This is a genomic window from Chitinophaga sp. S165 (assembly GCF_003182155.1).
Classification (GTDB): Bacteria; Bacteroidota; Bacteroidia; order Chitinophagales; family Chitinophagaceae; genus Chitinophaga.
In genome coordinates this window covers 456,231-477,987 of the sequence record NZ_QGTG01000003.1, presented here as the reverse complement: position 1 = coordinate 477,987, position 21,757 = coordinate 456,231, and the positions used below count along the sequence as shown (strand labels likewise).

The 21,757-nt window shown below is 45.7% G+C and carries 15 protein-coding genes; 3 read left to right on the top strand and 12 right to left on the bottom strand.

What is annotated here, in order from left to right; genetic code table 11:
- Positions 1-50: 50 nt before the first annotated feature.
- The 10 genes from C7475_RS16405 to C7475_RS16360 all read right to left on the bottom strand — a co-directional run bounded on the left by C7475_RS16405 (position 51) and on the right by C7475_RS16360 (position 13,914).
- Entirely contained in the window at positions 51-2,453 is a 2,403-nt protein-coding gene (locus C7475_RS16405; protein WP_110054465.1) for an outer membrane beta-barrel protein, read from the bottom strand.
- A gap of 469 nt (positions 2,454-2,922) precedes the next feature.
- Entirely contained in the window at positions 2,923-4,728 is a 1,806-nt protein-coding gene (locus C7475_RS16400; protein WP_110054464.1) for a beta-galactosidase family protein, read from the bottom strand.
- A 150-nt stretch (positions 4,729-4,878) separates the two neighbouring features.
- Entirely contained in the window at positions 4,879-6,576 is a 1,698-nt protein-coding gene (locus C7475_RS16395) for a GMC oxidoreductase (RefSeq protein WP_110054463.1), read from the bottom strand.
- 86 nt (positions 6,577-6,662) lie between these two features.
- Positions 6,663-8,360: a GMC oxidoreductase gene (locus C7475_RS16390; protein ID WP_110054462.1), complete on the bottom strand. Its 1,698-nt coding sequence runs from the start codon at positions 8,358-8,360 to the stop codon at positions 6,663-6,665.
- A 50-nt stretch (positions 8,361-8,410) separates the two neighbouring features.
- Positions 8,411-8,986, bottom strand: coding sequence for a gluconate 2-dehydrogenase subunit 3 family protein (locus tag C7475_RS16385; protein ID WP_110054461.1), 576 nt, complete (start codon positions 8,984-8,986; stop codon positions 8,411-8,413).
- Between the two features lie 160 nt (positions 8,987-9,146).
- Positions 9,147-9,923: a murein L,D-transpeptidase family protein gene (locus tag C7475_RS16380; RefSeq protein ID WP_110054460.1), complete on the bottom strand. Its 777-nt coding sequence runs from the start codon at positions 9,921-9,923 to the stop codon at positions 9,147-9,149.
- Between the two features lie 464 nt (positions 9,924-10,387).
- Positions 10,388-11,524, bottom strand: coding sequence for a 4-hydroxyphenylpyruvate dioxygenase (gene hppD / locus C7475_RS16375; protein ID WP_110054459.1), 1,137 nt, complete (start codon positions 11,522-11,524; stop codon positions 10,388-10,390).
- A 372-nt stretch (positions 11,525-11,896) separates the two neighbouring features.
- The gene (locus C7475_RS16370) at positions 11,897-12,328 is read right to left on the bottom strand and encodes a DUF1801 domain-containing protein (RefSeq protein ID WP_110054458.1); all 432 of its coding nucleotides are present in this window, start codon (positions 12,326-12,328) and stop codon (positions 11,897-11,899) included.
- Between the two features lie 13 nt (positions 12,329-12,341).
- Positions 12,342-12,926: a TlpA disulfide reductase family protein gene (locus C7475_RS16365; RefSeq protein WP_110054457.1), complete on the bottom strand. Its 585-nt coding sequence runs from the start codon at positions 12,924-12,926 to the stop codon at positions 12,342-12,344.
- Positions 12,927-13,041: 115 nt separating this feature from the next.
- Positions 13,042-13,914 carry an oxidoreductase gene (locus C7475_RS16360; RefSeq protein ID WP_110054456.1) on the bottom strand — a complete coding sequence of 291 codons (873 nt, stop codon included), beginning with the start codon at positions 13,912-13,914 and terminating at the stop codon, positions 13,042-13,044.
- A 164-nt stretch (positions 13,915-14,078) separates the two neighbouring features.
- Between C7475_RS16360 and C7475_RS16355 the strand changes: the two genes are divergently transcribed.
- The gene (locus tag C7475_RS16355; protein ID WP_110054455.1) at positions 14,079-14,675 is read left to right on the top strand and encodes a TetR/AcrR family transcriptional regulator; all 597 of its coding nucleotides are present in this window, start codon (positions 14,079-14,081) and stop codon (positions 14,673-14,675) included.
- A 26-nt stretch (positions 14,676-14,701) separates the two neighbouring features.
- The gene (locus C7475_RS16350; protein WP_110054454.1) at positions 14,702-15,850 is read left to right on the top strand and encodes an NAD(P)/FAD-dependent oxidoreductase; all 1,149 of its coding nucleotides are present in this window, start codon (positions 14,702-14,704) and stop codon (positions 15,848-15,850) included.
- Between the two features lie 316 nt (positions 15,851-16,166).
- Here C7475_RS16350 and C7475_RS16340 read toward each other — a convergent pair whose 3' ends face one another.
- Both C7475_RS16340 and C7475_RS16335 read right to left on the bottom strand, forming a co-directional pair.
- A complete protein-coding gene (locus C7475_RS16340) occupies positions 16,167-17,159 on the bottom strand; it encodes an aldo/keto reductase (RefSeq protein ID WP_110054453.1) in 993 nt (330 codons plus the stop codon).
- Between the two features lie 97 nt (positions 17,160-17,256).
- Entirely contained in the window at positions 17,257-18,414 is a 1,158-nt protein-coding gene (locus tag C7475_RS16335; protein ID WP_110054452.1) for a homogentisate 1,2-dioxygenase, read from the bottom strand.
- An 878-nt stretch (positions 18,415-19,292) separates the two neighbouring features.
- On the opposite strand from C7475_RS16335, the gene thrA reads away from it, so the two are divergent.
- On the top strand, positions 19,293-21,740 hold the full coding sequence (gene thrA / locus C7475_RS16330; RefSeq protein ID WP_110054451.1) for a bifunctional aspartate kinase/homoserine dehydrogenase I: 2,448 nt from the start codon (positions 19,293-19,295) through the stop codon (positions 21,738-21,740).
- The last annotated feature ends 17 nt before the right edge of the window (positions 21,741-21,757 follow it).

Sequence of the window (21,757 nt, the reverse complement as noted above, 5' to 3'; positions counted from 1 at the left end):
GCACACGAAACCAGCTTGTACAATGATGAAACAAGATCTTACCGTAATATTTACAACCTGTTTATTTCATCTTCAACACCTGATTTCCGCTCTCTGCGATTCTTTATATTGGAATTACCGAATTTATACTGACACGTGATCCTGAACCCTCTCTCATCGTAATAATTATCTGTATTGATGTAATTGAATTTATTATCTGCTCTCACCCTTGCTGAAGCCAGTATATCTGTGCAGCTCAGCCCCAGTACGAGTGTCTTTCTCAGGAGTAAGGATTTAAAGCCGCATGACAATACATGTAATGGCCGGATGGTATAGAAATTGTCCTGCGAACTATATTGATACTCGAAGTTCAGGTCCGCCAGCAAGGTCCTTTGCTTGTTCAACAGGAAATTATTGTTTGTAACAATGTAAAATGATGGTTGCTCATAACTCAAGGCCCCTCCGCCGTAATAAGAGGATGAGAACTTTGCCAGGAAAGCATTTGCCTGCAGATTTGTTTCCCACCATTTTGTTATGCTCAGATTAAAAGAGCAAGAAATGCCGTACGTGTAAAGCTTTCCCAGGTTATCTCTTTTATAAAACTGCAAATTATTTACCGAATCAAGAAAAGAGGCTTGTCCCAACTGACCGTTAACAAGATTACAGTACGCTGAGAAGTTAAACTTGCCGCCCAGTAAATAATTCACTTCTATATTATCCGCAAAAGACGGCTTTAGAAAAGGATTCCCTTCGCTGTAAGAATATGGCGTGGAATACCACCTGAATGGGTCCATCGCCAGATATCCCGGCCTGTTGATCCTTCTGCTGTAATTGACGCCCAGCTCATTATCACTATCTATTTTATGGTGCAGATAAACGGTAGGGAACAACCTGAAATAATTGTTTTCATTCACCATGTTCAGTACGACAGACTCCCCCTTCGTTTGTGTATACTCTCCACGCAGCCCTATTTGCGCGGTCCACTTATGCCAGGAATAGTTTGCATTAACATATAATGCCTGTGTGCTTTCATTATAAATAAAATGATTATAGCGGGATGAATCAAGGTGATAACTACCCTCATAATAATTCTCTAATCCGCTGCTGCTATTGTTCCTGATACTGTTTATCTTTCCTCCCGCAGAAAAATTAATTCCTGCTACAGGCAGATCAATGTTCAACGTGGCCGAGAATATCTTTATATCCTGGTCCGCGATTGTGCGCTGATCATTCTCATATTTAAGCTGTCCTTCGTTAGTAAACCCTGTCGTCCTGAACTGCCTGTTCCTCGTACTGTTGTAAGTATAATAATTGAGATCAAGATTAAGCTTTTTACCTGTCGAATCGATCGTCCATAGATAGTTAGTATTGATACTTTGATTGTTCCGCTTATTAACTGACATAGCATTCGTCTCCAACATAGAATCCAGCACATGGGCGCCAGGGGCCAGGATGTCCACGTGTATATACTCCCTTATATCCGGCCTGCTGATCCCTCCGGTATATAACACGCCTACGATCATCCGTTTGTTTATATTGTAATCCATACCTGCTGAAGTCTGCAGAAACTTCCTGTAATCTTTTCTGTCCGTCGCCCTCTCCCATATGCCGTCACTAAATTCGCTACGCAGTGATTCGTCTGGTCCGGTAGCTCCTTTCGCCATATTGACCGTGCCAAAAATATTAACGTTCTTCTTCCTGTAATTAAGGCTTCCACCCGCAGAAAAGATGTTATAAGTATGTTGTTCATACGATGCCCTTATACTTCCATTCGTATAATTACCTGTATTTTTCTTTGTTACAATATTGATCAGGCCAGCATTCCCTTCAGCATCATATTTGGCCGGCGGCGTTGTGATCACTTCTATTTTTGAAATATCGGCGGCCGACATGGCCCTCAGCAGATTCAGAAGGTCTTCACCAGACAGTTGCTGTAATCGTTCATTGATCATCACATTCACTGTGCTCTTTCCTATAAGGGAGATATCACTGTTTGTCACGCGCACACCAGGCGTCTTCCTCAATACTTCCAACACATCCGCACCGATTGCGCTTACACTATTCTCAACATTAAAAACAAGCCTGTCGATCTTTCGTTCTATCAATGCTTTCCTGGAAGAAACAACTACTTCCTGCAAACCTGTTGCTGCGTTTTTGGTAACCCATATCTTCATCATCGCTGATCCTTGTTTGACAGGATCAACATGAACAGTAGTATCCTTATATTGAATATGGCTTATACGTAGTAAGTAAGGCATGCCATCGGACACGGAAAAAGAAAAGCGTCCTGATGAATCGCTCAGCGTGATCTTCACCAATGATGTATCTGTCTGTTTAAACAATGCTACAGTAGCATCGCTTATTCCAGATTGCTCTTTATTAATAATAATACCTTCAATGTGCAGGCTTTGCGCGCCGCTGATGCCGGCATAACATACCAGCATCAGGACCGTCAAGAATCTTAATGATGCCATGACCCCGACAATATTTATTGCCAATAATTATTGGAACATAAATCCGTTCCGGACATTAGGATAACCGCTTTTTAAACAAAAGGGAAAGTGTCCTTTGGTACAATATCAAGCTGGATTACAAAGTTTTCTTCTGGGCGTAGTATTGTGTTGTGCTCATTCTTCTTTAGCGATTTGGGTGTTCAATTAGGCGAAGGATGGGTCATAAAATAGTTGCGAATAGTTCCTTCGAGTGACGGATATGAAACTAAATATTTTTTGTTTGAAAACAAAAAAATAATTTTCTGGTCACTACTCAATCATTCATTTATTTTCAATGAGTAATGAGCGTTGGAACATCAAAAGGACAAACGGATTTATAGCTTTTGAACTGTAATCTGATCTGCTGAAAAAAGATGAAACAATGCTAATTCAGACAACAAAAATGATAAACAAAAAGGGAAGCTGGTCATAGCTTCCCTTTTTTATCTGACTATTCTAATGTCTTCTCTCCTTTTACCGTAGCAGCTTCCAGCTGATGCTGATCAAATACTATGATCTCATTCTCTCCTTTCTGCAACCACGGCGCAGGGCAATACAATCTCTTCTGCGGACCGATCTCCCAGTAACGTCCAAGGTTATGTCCGTTTACCCAAACCATACCTTTTTTAAAGTTGGTCATATCCAGGTAAGTATCTCCTGTATTTGCAAGTGTAAATGTACCTTTAAAGAACTCACCCGGTTTTACTTCGGCCGGCTTTGCAGGTTGTAACTGCTGTACGAACTCGCTCTTCACAGGCAGACCAAACACTTCCCAGTTCATCAGCGTCATACCGTTCAACGTTACACGATCAGTGATACCCTTCCGGTCTATCAGCGCCTGTGCGAAATTGATGCGGCCCATACCTTCCACCAGTATTTCCAGTACAGGATCTTTCACGTCAGACTTCGGCAGTTCAATGCTATGTTCACCCAAACGGCGATCGATCTTACCTACATATTTTCCGTTCAGGAACACGGTAGCATAATCATGCAATTCGACAATATCCAGTTTACCGCTCTTATGACCGATAAGTGTTGTTTTATAGACCATGAATCCGTAATCCTGTCCATAAGCCTCAAATGTTTTGGGCTGGACAGATTTCACTGCAGCGGGCAGGTTCTCCCAAATGCTGGTGTATGGTTTCAGGGATATCTCAGGAATAGTGATGGTTGGAATAGCTGCCGGAATAGCAGGCAGTTTCTTCTTACTGTATGACTGGATAGCCTCACGCAATGCAAGGTACTTCTCAGTAACCCCGCCTTGCTCATTTATAGGCGCATCATAGTCGTAAGAGGTCAGATCCGGCTCATACCCCTTACCGCCGGAATTAGCGCCCGCAGTGAAGCCAAAATTGGTTCCTCCGTGGATCACGTATAGATTGAAGGAGCGTTTAGTATCCATCAGGAACTTTACCTCCTTCACAATGCCTGCCTTATCAGGTCTGGCCCATTTCTCACCCCAGTGTGTCAGCCAGCCGGGATAGGACTCACTGCTGAATGAAGGCACATCCGGATTCTGTTTGTTAGCAGCCGCAAAGTCGCCTTCTGAGCTACCGGAATCAAGTCCGATCGCAGCACCCGGTACTGAACCTGCTTCCAGCAATGCCGAAACAGGACCATCGGCCGTATAGAATGGTACATTGATACCGTTCTGTTCCCATAATTCTTTCAGTTTGTACAGATACTGTTTATCATTGCCGAAGCTGCCATATTCATTCTCCACCTGCACCATCAGGATAGGACCGCCATTGGTTACCTGCAGGCCCTTCACCTGTTCAGCCAACGCCTTGATATATCTTTCCGTCGCCGCCATATACCGCGGGTCCATACAACGTACTTTGATGTCCGGAATTCTCAACAGGTAAGGCGGCAAACCACCGAACTCCCATTCAGCACATACGTAAGGTCCGGGGCGTAGCATTACCCACATCCCTTCTGCCTGTACCAGCTTCACGAATTCGACAATGTTCCTGTTCTCTGATGTGAAGTCAAACTTACCCTCTTCCTGTTCGTGGTAGTTCCAGAACACGTAAGCCGCAATGGTATTACAACCCATAGCCTTCGCCATTTGAATGCGGTGTTTCCAGTATTCTTTAGGGATACGCGCAGGATGCATTTCCCCGCTGATGATCTGGTAAGGTTTGCCATCGAGCAGGAAGTCCTTTTTGGCGAGGGCGAAAGAGTGCTTAGACTGGGCGGTTACCGCAGTGGTAAACGCGCACAGCGCTAATGCGCTCATTACAACAATCTTTCTCATTGAGCCTGTAAACTTAAGTGAGCAAGTAAGTTATGAAATGTAGCGGGGATAAGGAAAGGATGGGGAAGATTGTGGGGGGATGAGGGAAAATAGTATGCAAAAAAGCCTGCCGGTCATCACACCAGCAGGCTCGTTATAAACCTCAACAAACTACAGATTACCTTTCTTCAGCTCTTTCACCGCATGATCAACCGCCCTTGCCGTCAGCGCCATATAAGTGATAGATGGGTTCTGACAAGCTGAAGACGCCATACACGCACCGTCCGTAATAAATACGTTCTTCGCAGCATGCACCTGATTCCAGCTATTCAGCACTGAAGTTTTCGGATCACGTCCCATGCGGGCAGTACCCATTTCATGGATACAGTGTCCGGGAGGCGGCATTTCATCGTACGTATTTACATTCTTCAGACCTGCCGCTTCCAGCATTTCCTTTGCACTGGCAGCCATATCCTTCCTCATCGCCAGTTCATTCTCTTTGAAAGAACAGTCGATGTCCAGTGTAGGCAAGCCGTATTTATCTTTTTTATCTTTATTTAAAGTCACCTTGTTTTCATAGTAAGGCAAATGCTCTCCCCATGAGCCAATACCGAACGACCATGTACCGGCTTCGCTCATAGAATCCTTGAACGCCGCGCCTATACCGTCGAAAGAAGTACCACGGTTACGGTCGGCACCACCCTGATAGCCAAAACCACGAACATAATCAGCACGTTTGGTAGCTGCATTCACGTTACGGAAACGCGGAATGTAAATACCGTTTGGCCTGCGCCCGCTGCTGTAATACTGGTCCTGGAAACCATCATATTCACCTCCCGCGCCAACACCAAAGTGGTGGTCCATCAGGTTATGCCCTACCTGCTCACTGTCGTTACCAAAGCCGTTAGGGAAACGATTGGAAACAGAATTCAACAGGATAGATGCAGTGCCTATTGTAGAAGCGTTCAGGAATATAATGTTCGCATAGTACTCAATAGTCTGCATGGTAGTTGAGTCCAGGATCTTTACGCCGGTAGCTTTTCCTTTCTTGTCATCATAGATCACTTCCAGCACTATAGAATCAGGCCGCAGGGTCATATTACCGGTTTTTGCAGCAGCTGGTAATGTTACCCCATTGCTACTGAAATAACCCGTAAAAGGACATCCGCGTGCACACAGATTACGGAACTGGCAGGGCCCTCTGTCGTTATGTTTTTCAGTAACATGGGCCACACGGCCGATCGTCATGATACGGTCGTTGAACTGTTCTTTGATCCGCCCGGCAACATGCTTCTCCAGGCAATTCATTTCCATCGCCTTCAGGAATTTACCATCCGGCAGCTGTGGCAGTCCTTCCGCCTGTCCGCTGATACCGATATACGTTTCCACGTAATCGTACCAGGACTCAATATCTTTGTATCGGATAGGCCAGTCAACACCGAAACCATCTTTGGCATTGGCGCCAAAATCGAGATCACTCCAGCGGTACACCTGACGGCCCCACATAAGGGAACGTCCGCCTACATGATAACCGCGGAGCCAGTTGAAAGGCTTTATCTGATTGTATGGATTCTCTTTGTCGTTTACCCAGAACTGTTGTGTCGCTTCATCAAAAGCATAACACTGACTCTGTATAGGATAATTCTCCTTCTGTTCTAAAGTGTGGTTAAGCCGGTGAGGAAACTCCCACGGCGCTTTCATCGCTGTCGTGTAATCCTTTATATGCTCTACATTATGGCCGCGTTCAAGTACCAGTGTCTTCAGACCTTTTTCGCACAGCTCCTTCGCTGCCCATCCGCCACTGATCCCCGAGCCTACCACAATAGCATCATAGGTATTTTCTTTCTCTGCTCTAATGTTGAGTTGCATAGCCTTAAATTAATCAGGAACCGGTAATTACGATGAGGACAAAACATGTTTATCCGCTGATCGTAACTCCCGGTTCCTGATCTCTATTAAATATTACCTTTCTTCAGTTCTTTTACAGCATAATCCACTGCCCTGGCAGTCATTGCCATATAGGTCAGTGAAGGGTTCACACAAGCTGCAGATGTCATGGACGCACCATCTGTAACAAATACGTTCTTTACAGCATGCATCTGATTCCAGCCATTCAGGATGGAAGTCTTAGGATCACGTCCCATACGGGCAGTCCCCATTTCATGGATCGCCATACCTGGATAGGAACCATTGTCATAGGTCTTGATATCTTTCAGACCTGCTGCTTCCAGCATTTCCGCTGCATCGTTCATCATGTCCTTACGCATCTTCATTTCGTTCTCCTTGAACTCTGCATCGAATTTCAACACTGGCTGGCCCCACTCGTCCTTGATGGAATTGTCAAGTGTTACCTTGTTGTCTTCATATGGCAAACACTCGCCGAAACCACCGAGGCCCATGCTCCAATTGCCTGGTTCAGACAACTGATCTTTAAAGTCTTTACCTACACCCATTTCAGCGATACCACGTGCCCAGCTGCTACGGCTGGCGCCACCCTGGTAACCGAAACCACGGAGATAATCACGCTTGTCACTTCCAATGTTACGGTAACGGGGAATGTAGATCCCGTTCGCACGGCGGCCGAAGAAATACTTATCGTCAAAACCTTCAGCACGGCCGGAAGCGCCCGTACGGAAATGGTGGTCCATCAGGTACTTGCCTAATACTCCGCTATCATTACCCAAACCGTTCGGGAAACGGGTGGAAATAGAGTTCATCAATACAAAGGTGGTACCCAGCGTAGAACCGTTCACGAAGATGATCTTCGCATAATACTCGGTCATTTGCTTACTATGCTTGTCTATCACACGCACGCCGGTAGCTTTACCCAGTTTCTCGTCGTAGATCACGGAGTTTACTATACTGTCCGGTCTCAGTGTCAGATTACCGGTAGCTACTGCAGCCGGCAATGTGGATGACTGTGTGCTGAAATAAGCGCCGAACGGACACCCTCTGCTACACAGGTTACGGAACTGACATTGGGTACGGCCCGGTAATGGCTGTGTAATGTTAGCTACACGCCCCATGGTGATCTTACGGCCCTGGAATGCCTTTTCAACCTTTCCTTTTACGTCTTTCTCTACACAGTTCATTTCCATAGCTGGCATGAACTGACCATCAGGCAGCTGTGGCAAGCCTTCCGCCTGACCACTGATACCGGCAAATTTCTCAACGTAGTCATACCAGGGAGCCAGGTCTTTATAACGGATAGGCCAGTCGACAGCAATACCATCTTTCAGGTTCGCTTCAAAATCAATATCGCTCCAACGGTAAGACTGACGGCCCCACATAATAGATTTACCACCCACGATATCAGGACGGTACCAGTCAAAACGTTTTACCTCATTATATGGACTCTGAGAGTCATTGATCCAGTATTTCTCGTTATGCTCGCTGTATGGATAATCGCGGCTTAATTTAGGATGCGTTTCACGCTGATCAACAGTAAGACGGCCACGATGTTGAAATTCCCACGGATCTTTTGTTGCGGTTTCGTAATCCTTAACGTGCTCTAATTTTTTCCCCCTGTCCAGCATTAATACTTTAAGACCTCTTTCGGTGAGCTCTTTAGCTGCCCAGCCTCCGCTTACGCCCGAGCCAACTACGATTGCATCATACGTGTTCTGCTCCTGAGCTTTCATATTCAGATTCATGGAATTCTTGGTTTTTTGTTGACACTCTTGTTCTTCTCTTGCTTAAAAACTTATACGGCCCAGGCCTTGTCTCCTTTTTTATAAGGGATACAACCTTCGTACTTACCAGGCACCGGTACATAACGCAGCGCTTTCGTAGCACCCGGTTCTGAAGTGAAATAACCGGTCAGGGTCAGTTCTTTCAGGATCTGGAAATAATGGGTAGGTTCTCCTTCCTTCTTATTCTCCCTTTTATTGTAGTCAACACGCTCTTTATCAATGGCTGTCAGCACCGTGTTCTTTTGTTCGTCAGACAGGTCAACGAAAGATTTTTTGAATTGCTTTTCACTCGCCTCATCAACCTTCTTCAAACCATCAAGCACATTTTTCTGGTCCTCCGGTTTATAACAATCATTCAGCATCATTGCGATGAATTCATCTACCTTGGCAGCTTTTGCGCCCGGTGTAGACGTTTCAGGAATAATTGTTTCAGCTATCTCTGCAAGGATCTTCTTGGTCTCAGGCGCCTGTAAGGCATAATTATCAGGGCCTTTCGGGTTACAGCCTTCCAGGGCTGACAACGTGGACGCGGAAATGGCGGTACCCAGCAAAAGGGCAACGTTCCGGATGGCTTCTCTTCTATTCATAATAGTAAATTGATTTGACCTTTCGCCTAAGTTTCGAAAAAAAATTGACTTTTCATAAAAAAATAATCTAACGGAAGGTTAAAATGCCAAAACCGTAAAAAAGTGAAAGGGCGTTCCATCTGAAATGAAACGCCCTTTCTATCCATTTTCGTTGAGAGTTCTACATGATATACTTCCCTTTTTCGTCCACCAGAATAACCGGTAACTTATGATGGGCCTCGAAATAATCGTATGCCCCTTTCAGGTCAGCCCACAGTTTCTCAGCCGTGGCAGTGCTGTCTTTATCCTTTTCCTTCTCCCTCATCGCAAAATTGTTCAGATAGTCCATGGAACGGACATTTCCGAACTTAACAGGAAATACATGCACCGGGATGAAATCCTGTCCCAGGTTCTTGGCGTTTACCGCCAGGATATAGACTTCCTCAATAAAATCATCCGTTAAAGGAATGCAGCCTATTGTCAGGCAACTTCCGTGTATATAGATCTCGCCACCCGGTTTTTTAGGGTCGCTCAGGATCTTATCTGCGAAGTTGGGATAGTTGATCCCCAATGATAAATGATAGTTGCTGTTTGGATTGAAATCGTTGATGTAGTAGAATCCTTCCGGTACCTGCCTGTCCCCTTCCTTCCGTTTAGGGCCCATTTTTCCTGACAGGGTACATACCCGGTATGATTTGAATAACTGAAAAGTATCTGAAATACTATTCTTTACCCAGATCTCCAGTTCACTGTCCAGCTTAAATGATCTCAGAAAGATATATTTGGCCGGATAAGTTAGTCCCTTCTTCTTAAATTCCTCCTTTAACTGCTCTTCCTTGTCCCTGTATGCATATCCTACCTTCGGGAACATTTTCTGGTTATCCAGGAATGATTGCTGCTGGGCCTGCACCTTGCCAATTCCCAGCAGGATTAAAACTGCTAAAACGACCTGCTTCATAGATATTTTAACACAATTTTACAAATTCACGATACTATAAATCTACCTTACGGGAGCATTTCGTGGCGGTTGCGCGTTAAAGGTCCAGTATGCCAGAAAGAAAAGTACCAATGCAATAATAGCGTATATCACTGCTCCTACCTTCCGGTTGGCAAAGCGCAAAATATAGTGGCGCTGGCCCTGGTAGATCAATACCGCTGTTATACTCTGAAAAATCCCACCTAGCGTAAACAGTACCCCTAACAAAGTTTGTACTCTCATAAGAAAACGATCTCTTATGCAAATTATTTTAAATTCCGGAACATTTCCAATACCATGAAAGGGTCAAAAAAAATCAGGAACCGGAGATCGGTGATTTTCTGCTGCTCAAAACACGCCTCCGGAAGGTGTGCTCACCCCCCAAAAAGGGCTGACAGCAGGAATTACTGATCCCTGATTCCTGATATCCAAAAAACAGGCCTTAATTACAGGTTGCCTCTCAATGCCTGCTCTCTCTCGATAGACTCAAATAACGCCTTAAAATTGCCTTTCCCGAAGGATTTAGCCCCTTTACGCTGGATGATCTCAAAGAAAACAGTCGGACGGTCCTCTAACGGCTTGGTAAATATCTGTAACAGATAGCCCTCGTCGTCACGGTCCACCAGGATGCCTAATTGTTTCAACGGCAGCAGGTCTTCATCAATATGTCCTACCCTGTCCAGGAGAGTCGCATAATAGGAATCCGGAACCTTCAGGAACTCAATGCCCCTGTTCTGTAACGCTGTTACCGTCTCAATGATATTGTTGGTTGCGATAGCCACGTGCTGTACCCCTGGACCACGATAGAAATCCAGGTACTCTTCTATCTGGGATTTCTTCTTACCCTCCGCAGGCTCATTGATCGGGAATTTCACACGGCCATTGCCATTGCTCATTACCTTGCTCATCAACGCGGAATATTCTGTAGAAATGTCCTTATCATCAAAAGAAAGCAGGTTACGGAAGCCCATTACTTTCTCATAAAAATCCACCCAGGTATTCATCTCATTCCAACCCACATTACCCACGCAATGGTCTACATACAATAAACCTGTTTCCGTAGGATTATAGCTGGTTTTCCATTCTTTATATCCTGGCAGGAACGGGCCGTTATAGTTCTTACGTTCAATGAACAGGTGTACGGTATCGCCATAAATGTGAATACCGCTGCGCACGATAGTACCAAACTCGTCTTCTTCTGTTACCGGCTCCAGGTAAGGCTTTGCCCCTCTTTTAACTGTTTCTTCGAAAGCAGAACGGGCATCATCCACCCACAACGCCAGCACTTTCACACCATCTCCGTGCTCCGTAATATGACGCGCGATCTCATTATCAGGATTCAGCGGGGTAGTAAGTACAAACCGCAGCTTATTCTGCACCAGCACATAGGATGCGCGGTCCTTCACTCCTGTTTCCGGACCAGCATAAGCCAGCGACTGGAAACCAAAGGCCGTCTTATAAAAATGGGCGGCCTGTTTGGCATTTCCCACGTAAAACTCAACGTAATCTGTACCATTCAATGGTAAAAAGTCCTGTACATTGGCAGGAACAGCCGAAACGGCGGCATCTGAAGTTGTATGCATGATGGATTGGTTTTAGAAGTTTTGGTGTACGACTATATTTTTTGACTACACGTAATAGAAATGATTGAACAATGCTTCAACGCATTGAAGAAATGACAGGTAGAACCACTGTAAATGGGCGTGGAGAAAAACAGTAAAATAAATGCTAAAAGGAAAACAGAACGCCCGTAAAAGGCAGTATCATACCTGCACTTAGGACAGTGCGGAATCCATAGCCAGCGTCGCCATCAGGAAGTAGTACTTGCTGTGACGCTGATCGGATATTTTATGGTATGTATGCGGATGAAGCATAAATTAGTTGCTAATGCAATATTAGCATTTCGGCATATTAAATCCAAATAATACTAAGTGGGGTAATGTCTCAATTTGAAATTAATCTTCACTTGTAGCCTCCACCCCATATCGTATGGCCGCTTCAAGTACCTGGGTGTTTATGTCTTTCAGATGTCTGAATTTTATGCAATACCCGGTCACACTCGCTTTGCCCAGTTCTTTTCCGCACGTTTGGGCCAGATAGGTTTTATCCTTGATACCAAGTATATAGACAGAGATCCCGGTAGTGTTTGCACTCATACCAATTTGAAAGAACTCCTTCGCCTTTCCATCGGCATATTTAATCGTGTAAGACCCATATCCTATATTGGGATTACTGATCGTTTTACCTTCACTGTTCTTGCCATCCTCGAACCATAATTTGCATGCAGGCAATACCTGAAGTATGAGCATATGCAAGGCTTGCATATCACTGCATTTGGGTTCAGACTGGCTGTTGATATAATTTTGGATCTGTTCCTGTACACTCATAACAGCTACGCAGTTACTTACGAATGAACTTATCGAAATAATCAATGAACCGCTGATTGCCATAATCGGCAGCCCCTTCCTGACGGTGCGCGATCTGACCTTTTTTATTGATGATCACAGTAGTTGGGATAGAGTGGTCTAGCAACTCCCGGGGTATCTGTGTCTCAGCTACATATAACGGCAAACTGTATTTATGCTTTTTCATAAAGGAACTGGCCTTCTTGTAATCACCATCCGTATCAACAGTCAGGAACACTACATTTTTATCATCCTTGAATTTCTCATACAACGTATTGATCGATGGCATTTCCGCACGGCAGGGAGGACACCAGGTTGCCCAGAAATTAATGAATACCACCTTTCCTCTCAGAGATGAAAGCGTGAACGTCTTTCCCTCCCCGTCCGAAAAGGTCACGTCCGGCGCCATTGCACTTTCCGCGCTCACTTCTTCAGGTACGCCAGGCTGGAACAACCCTACTTTCATCAGTCCCTGCATAACGCCCGCTTTTACTGATGGATTCACCAATATCAGCACGAGGAAAAGGGTCATGATCCCCGTTGAAATATTTGATAATGAGAATAATCGTCTCCAGTTCATAATACATTAGCTGTTTACGGCACGAAAGTACAACTTTCGATGCTAACAGCCGAAGCAGCTGTAGGGGCAATAAAGAGGCAGCCCCCCGGACGGAATGCTGCCTCTTTACTAAAGCTTATGCCTTAAATCGTTGTCCATCATCTGTAGCAAGAAAATCTGACGATTCATGATGATCGGTCGACAAACTCACCTGCATCCATTTTTCCATTTCGGCCGTTCTCGCAGCATCACCGCTTTTCAATATGCCGATCGCTTCACTGCCCAGTACAAGATGTAAAGGAGGCTGCTCATCTTCCACCACACGTACCATCGCCAACGCCGCTTTGTCAGGATCACCTACAGCCACATAATCGGCCTGAAAATAACCGGCCAGCCAATCCACTGTCGTTTCATATCCTTCCACTTGTTTCGCGAAGCTCATAGAAGCACCTCCCCAGTCTGTACGGAAACCACCCGGTTCAACACTTGTCACGAAGATGCCTAACGGCGCCACCTCTTTTGCCAGTGCTTCCGTGAAGCCGCTCAATCCGAATTTTGCCGCCTGATACATGGTCAGACCCGCATTCCCAACCCTGCCTCCAACAGAACTGATCTGCAGTATACGGCCGGAACGCTGCTTACGCATGTGAGGCAATACCGCCCTGGTGATCTCAATCGGCGCATACAGGTTTGTTTCCAGCTGACTACGCACTTCTTCGTCCGTAAAGGCTTCCGCCGCTCCCGTAATACCGAATCCTGCGTTATTTACCAATACGTCGATACGTCCGAAATGTGCGATCGCCGCCGCTACCGCAGCATGGATCTGCTGTTGATTATTTACGTCAAGTTTTAACGCCAGCACCTGCCCTGGGTACTGCGCCGCAAGATCGTCCAACTGTGCAGGATTTCTTGCCGTTGCCGCTACCTGCTCTCCCTTTGCTAACACCGCTACTGCCAGGCTGCGTCCCAATCCTCTTGAACTGCCTGTGATAAACCAAATTTTTGCCATAATGTTCTATTTACTTGTGTACAACAAAGGTAGATGCAGACCAGCCCTCGCTGCTTTGTTAAACAGCTCAATTATTGTTTGTTGGGAAGCTCATTGAAAATAATATTATAAGTAAACAAACATTTACTTACTTTTGCTACACAAACAGGAAGTAATAACCTTTCATGAGACCTAAAAACCTGGAAAAAGAAGAGGCCATCCGGACTATCGCCCTGCAGATCATCTCCGAAGAAGGCCTGGAAAACCTGAGTATGCAGAAACTGGCGAAGGCGGCCAACGTCTCTCCCCGCACCATTTACATTAAGTACGAGAATAAGGAAGACTTTCTTATCAAACTGTTTATCGATGAAGTGCTCGGCGCCTACGAAAAAGCAATACTGGAGAAATTCTCTCCCGAGATGGAGTTTGCCGCAGGTGTAAAAAAACTCTGGACAAATGCTTTCCGCTACTTCAAGAATAACAAGCATGCCTTCGCTCTAATGCAATATGGAAAGTCCTCTCCTCTTCTCAATAAAGCATACCAGGAAAGAGATATAAAAGAAGGGGACTATTTCGCACCCGTACACCGCTTCTTTGAATTGAACGCTAAAGCAGGCGTTATCAGAAAGCTCCCGCAGGAAGCATACAGAGCGCTATTATTTGCACCCATGTTCGAATTGATCAACGAATACTTCGACTTCCTCGAACGACCCAAACAGATCATCACTGACAAGCTGTTTGCCGATTGCTGCGATGCAGTTATAAAAGGCATGTTAAAGTAAAAACAGCAACAATAAATCAACAGAAAATGAGTACCATTAAAAACAAGAAGATCGCTATTGTAGGCGGAGGTCCCGGCGGACTTACGCTTGCCAGGATCCTCCAGATGAAAGACGCTGATGTGAAAGTCTACGAAAGAGATCCCGGTAAAGACGCAAGAGCACAAGGCGCTACGCTCGACCTTCACTATGATTCAGGCTTGAGAGCACTACGCGAAGCTGGATTAATGGATGCATTCAAAGCCAATTACCGCCCCGGAGCAGACAGGTTGAGCATTGTCGACAAACACGCAAACGTGCTCATGGAAGACGATGAAAAAGAAACCGGCGCACAGGAACGCTTTCGCCCTGAAATAGACCGTGGCCCATTGAAAAAGATCCTTCTCGATTCTTTACATCCTGACACAGTTATTTGGAACAGTCACTTTACTTCCCTCACACGTGTCGATGATGCCTGCTTACTGACGTTTCAGGATGGCTCCACTGCTATAGCCGATATCGTGATCGCTGCAGATGGCGCTAACTCAAAGATCCGTCCCTACATCACGCCTATCAAACCTTTCTATTCAGGCATCACTATCGTGGAAGGCGCCGTGTATAATTCTGTTGTCGCCAGTCCGAACATTCATCGCCTGTTGAAGAATGGAAAACTCTTCGTTATGGGCGATGATAAAACGCTTATCGTAAGCTCCAAAGGAGATGGTAGCCTCGTATTCTATACCGGCTGTAAAACCGAAGAATCCTGGAGTAGAGATTGCGGTATCAACTTCTCCGATAAAGCCGCAGTATTTAACTGGTTCAAGTCAACGTTCACAGACTGGAACAATATCTGGGATGAGCTCTTTGAAAATGCTTCATCGCACTTTATTCCCCGGCCGCAATTTTGTATGCCCTTAGATCAGACATGGAATGCACTACCGGACCTGACAATGCTGGGCGATGCAGCACACCTCATGCCGCCTTACGCAGGCGAAGGCGTTAACATGGCCATGCTGGACGCTTTGGAATTAGGCCTGTGCCTTACAGATGATGGGTTTCCCGACACACATACTGCTATCGCCGCATACGAACAACAAATGCGTACAAGAGCATCCGCAACAGCTGCTATGACATTGGAATCGACGGCCGCATTACACTCTTCTGATGCCATTCCTTTCCTGATGCAGATCGTCAGTTGATCATCAGAAAGTATTCTTCTTCTCCAGCTCTGGCAATACCTGATCTATACGTTTGGCAAGTTCCGGCAATTTAATCGTGGGCACCGCAGAAAATAAATGATGTAGCTCCTGTAAAGGTAGCCTATGACAAAAATCATCTTCCCAAAAACAAACCGGGCCATCCCTCCTGGAACGACCCGGTTTCTATTTTTCACTGTCCGATTGACCTGTAACCTGCAGCGATTTTATGTGATCAACTGCAGGAATCAGTCATCAATGAAGTGATACGGTACATGTATACAATCCTGAACTGGTACCGAATGCTGACATTGTAGGTTTAAACGAGCTGTACCTGGTACAGCTTATCGTTGATGAATTTTATTTCTTCTGCGCTCAGTTTAATATTGATCGCTCTCGCATTCTGTATTGCCTGCTCCGCATTACGTGCGCCTACCAGCGCTACCGTGATACCAGGTCGTTCAAGTGTCCAGCGGATCACCAACTGAGCCAGCGTTGCACTTTTGCTTTCAGCCATCGGCTTGATCTGATCAAGGAAGGCGTTAATGCGGTTCAGGTTCTCAGGTTGGTAAGCCTTCGTGGCCGGACGGTTATCCCCCTCCCCAAACTGATGTCCTGGTCTCATCTTACCACTCAGGATCCCTCTCTGTAACGGACTGTAAGCAAGAATACCTTTTTTGTTCTCTATGCAGTACGGTACGAGCTCTTTTTCAATCTCTCTTTCTACCATACTGAAAGGCACCTGGTTGGAAGCGAGTTTAACTACCTTGTCAGCTGCTTTCATCTGTTCAACGTTGTAGTTGCTTACACCCGCTTCGCGGATCTTTCCCTGCTCTTTCAAACGTAAAACAGCTTCAAACGTTTCATCGATAGGCGTTGTCACATCAGGCCAGTGGATCTGGTACAGATCAATATAATCTGTGCCCAGTCTTCTGAGACTGTTCTCACACTCCAGGATCACACTTTCCTTGCCGGCGTATTTGTATACATCGATATCTTTTCCGCTGTTGTCTTTGCTCTTGAATGCAAGTGAACCAAGTGCCAGGTCCCAGCGCATCCCGAATTTCGTCATCACCTGGACCTTGCTTCTGTCAAGACCTTTTAATGCCTCTCCTGTCAGTTCCTCACTCAATCCCTGTCCATAAACCGGCGCTGTGTCAATTGAGGTCACACCTTCGTCAACTGATGCATGAATAGCTCTCACAGCATCATTATGCTCCGTTCCTCCCCACATCCAGCCACCGATGGCCCATGCTCCAAATGTAATTGCTGAAACTTTCAGTTCGCTTTCTCCTAATTGCCTGTATTCCATATTAATTGATTTCTGTTTACTTGTCTGTTGTAGGTGGGTATAAAAATATAAATTCCAGTTTAGTAATCTTTACTACGAATAAAAATAGTCTTTGCTACTACTCAGCCCAACTCATCACATACCTTTCATCTTCTATACCGAGTGCATCCTGCGTGATCTGTAAAGGATGGAAGGTATCAACCATTACGGCAAGTTCTTTCGTCTCCTTTGCCCCTATGCTCTTCTGCACTGCACCGGGATGCGGTCCATGCGGAATACCGCCGGGATGTAATGTGATCATTCCCCTCGTAACATTTTTGCGGCTCATGAAATCACCATCTACATAATACAACACCTCATCACTGTCTATATTACTGTGATTATAAGGTGCAGGAATAGATTGCGGATGATAATCAAACAACCTCGGACAAAACGAACATACAACAAAGTTATGTCCTTCAAAAGTCTGATGCACCGGAGGTGGCTGATGTACGCGCCCGGTGATAGGTTCAAAATCATGAATGGAAAATGCAAAAGGATACTCGCAACCATCCCAGCCAACAACATCAAACGGATGATGTGCATAGTGAATAGGATACATCACTCCCTTCTTCTTGATCCGGATCAGGAAATCTCCTGCCTCATCGATCGTCTCAAGGTTCTGCGGCTGCCTGATGTCCCGCTCACAATAAGGCGCATGCTCCAGCAGCTGCCCATACTGGCTGAGATAACGTTTCGGGTAACGAATGGGACTGAATGACTCCACTATGAATAAACGATTGTCTGTTCCCGTAAACTTTATCTGGTAAATAGTACCCCTCGGCACCTGCAGGTAATCGCCATACCCGAAAGACAATTGCCCATATTGTGTATGCAACACACCCGATCCTTCATGTACAAAGATCAGTTCATCAGCATCGGCATTTTTATAAAAATAATCCGTCATGCTCTGCCGGGGCGCGGCAAGGGAGATATGACAATCACTGTTCACCAGCACAGGCTTCCTGCTTTGCAGATAATCATCTTGGGGCTGAATATTAAAGCCCTGGAAACTCCGGTGTTTCAACATCTTCTCTTCCGCTATACGGGGAGCGACGTTATAAGGTTCATCCACCTTCACGATCTCAGTCGGAGGATGACAATGATATAACAAGGTAGAGTTGGACGAAAATCCTTCCGTAGAAAATAGCTGCTCAGAATAAAGCGTGCCATCCGGCTTGCGGAACTGTGTATGACGTTTATGAGGGATATTTCCCAGTTTATGATAATGAGGCATGATGAATGGTTTTTCTGTCTCTTGCCTTGCGGCAGCAGACCTTGGAAATTGAATGACAATTTTATGACAATGATATAGGCAACATAACTACCCTTATCAGTATTCCGTACCGGTATCTGGTACTTAAAAGCCGTAAATTGAAAAAGATGCCTCCGCCGGCGGCGGATAACCAGATCGGGGTGCGGAGTACCGGAATATGTCCTACCGGCTTACAATGCCCTCCAGCAGGAAGCAATACTTCCAGCGGCGCTTGTCTATATGATATGTAAAATTCCGGAAATAAGGCATGAATAACGTGGTTAGAACAAATGTAAGGAAATCAGGGGGAAGATGATCAACTCCACCTCAAAGGCATGGCAAAGGCATGTATAAGGCATGTATAAGGCGTGTATAAGGATCTCTAGGTCCACCTATGCGTCATGTATACGTCGTGTATACTCCCTGTATGCGTCATGTATAAAGCGTACTCCGAGCCTCCCGGATCCCATTCCCCCATGCAACCACTCCCCTGCAACCCTATATCACCTCTTTCCCCTTGAAAATCAGCAAATTTGTCCAGCTCCGCCCGTTACCCGGAATTTTTAACAATTTTCCCTACCAAAATTTAAATAATTTCAAAACTTTGACAATTCATTTGCTAATCCAAAAGTATTTCCAGACTTTTGTTAGCGAAAAGTAAATTATACCCAATAGTGCTACCGATAGTTACATACTTCACTTCTGCTTCTTGCGCCATCTCCGGTGCAAGCATCAGCACTATTACAATTACATCTATTACAACCCCGGTGCGGGGTTAATATTCACATATCATCCAACGACCACCGCCGGTGGTACACCCGAAAAGGGACAGGACTTTTTACGTATCAACATCTTCAGACATGCAAGTATTAAAATTCGGCGGAACTTCCATGGGAAGCGCCCAATCCATAGAACAGGTTTGTAATATCATACAGCATAAAAAACCGAATGGGCGTTTTACCATTGTTGCCTCCGCCATGAGTGGCATTACCGATAAGCTGATCCAGTGCGGACAGCTCGCCGGACAAGGACAGGAACAATACAGGAACGTATTACAGGAGATCGAAAATAAACACCTGGATACCATCCGCACCCTTTTCCCTATCACTGTACAAAGTGGTATCATCAGCCAGGTAAAGAAGCGGTTAAACACCCTCGAGATCCTCTGTGATGGTATCTTCCAGGTAGGAGAACTTAGTGCACGGTCGCTGGATAAGATCATGAGCTTCGGAGAACTTCTCTCCTCCTACCTCCTCGCGGAAAAACTGAAGTCCAGCGGACTGAATGCCGCATGGAAAGATAGCCGCGAACTGATCGTTACTGATAATAATTTTGGCAACGCAGCAGTCAACTTCCTGGCTACAAACCATCAGACTGCACAGTATTACCAACAGCAGAACGCCGATTTCGTGGTACTTCCCGGCTTCGTAGCAGCTACTACTGATGGTGAAACTACTACCCTCGGCCGTGGTGGTTCCGATTATACCGCTGCCATCATCGCTGCTGCCCTGCATGCAGAAGTGCTGGATATATGGACCGACGTGAGTGGTATGATGACTGCCGATCCCCGTATGGTTTCACAGGCCATTCCTATCCCACATATCTCTTATGAAGAGGCGATGGAACTTTCCCACTTCGGTGCTAAAGTGATCTACCCTCCTACCATCCAGCCGGTAATGGATAAACGCATTCCTATCTGGATCAAAAACACTTTTGCGCCAGACGATTATGGTACCCTCATCCATACACAGGATGGCGATATCCGCACCTATCCCGTAACAGGGATTAGCGGTATCCAGAAAATAGCGCTGCTCACCCTGGAAGGTAGCGGCATGGTGGGTATCCCAGGTTTCTCCAAACGACTGTTCGAAGCCTTGCTGAGTGAACGCGTTAACGTGATCCTCATCACGCAAAGCTCTTCCGAGCACTCTATCACCGTAGGTATCCATGAACCGGACATGCTGAAGGCTAAGACAGCAGTCGACAGTGAATTCTCTCAGGAGATCCTGGAAAAGCGTATAGAACCGCTCATCGTGGAAAGAGATATGAGCATCGTTGCAGTTGTGGGCGATAAGATGAAAAACCATCACGGTACCAGCGGTAAACTCTTTGCCGCACTGGGTCGTAATGGTGTGAACATCCGCGCCATCGCGCAAGGCTCTACCGAAAAGAATATCTCTGTTGTGATCAATAAGGGAGATGTCAAGAAAGCACTGAACGTGATACATGAAGCATTCTTCGAAGAACCGTTGAAACAGGTGAACGTATTCATTGCAGGTGTTGGTAATGTAGGTAGCAAACTGATAGAACAGCTACAACAGCAACATAAATACCTGATGAATGAACTCGGCCTGCACGTACGTGTAGCGGGTGTTGCCAACAGTAAGAAGATGGCGTTCGGTCATGAAGCGATCCATCTTGCTGAATGGAAGTCTGTTCTCGAAGGTGGTGAACCTTCTGATATGGTAGCCTTCGCACAAAAGATAAAATCACTCAACCTGCGTAACAGCGTATTTGTTGATAATACCGCCAGCAAGGAAGTAGCGGCCACCTATGGAGAGTTCCTCCAGCATGGTATTTCCGTGGTAACCTGTAATAAGATCGCCTGCTCTTCAGACTATGAATATTATAAGAGCCTGAAAGACCTGGCCCGTAAATACAATGCATCTTTCCTTTTTGAAACCAACGTTGGCGCAGGTTTACCGGTAATCAATACACTGAATGACCTGATCCGCAGTGGCGATAAAGTAAACAGCATTGAAGCAGTGTTGAGTGGTAGTCTCAATTTCGTATTCAACAATTTCGTTAACGGCGCCAGCTTCCGCGAAGTAGTGAAAGCCGCACAGGACGAAGGTTACACGGAACCAGATCCACGTATAGATCTCAGCGGTGTAGACGTGATGCGTAAGATCCTGATCCTCGCACGCGAAAGCGGTGCTAAGATGGAACTGGGTGATATCACCAACCATTCCTTCCTGCCAGTAGAAGCACTGGAAGCTCCTTCTGTGGATGCTTTCTATGAGCAGCTGGACGTGCACAAAGGTCATTTCCTCGCACTCCGTGAAAAGGCGGATGCGGAAGGTAAACGCCTGAAGTTCGTAGCCCGCTATGAAAATGGAAAGGCCTCCGTTGGATTACAATCCATCGCTCCCGATCATCCGTTCTTCAAACTCGAAGGAAAAGACAATATCGTACTCTATACCACCAACCGCTATGCGGAACAACCACTGATCGTAAAAGGCGCCGGTGCGGGGGCAGATGTAACGGCTTCCGGTATATTTGCTGATATCATCAGATCAGCCAGATAAACCGTATATCAGTATAT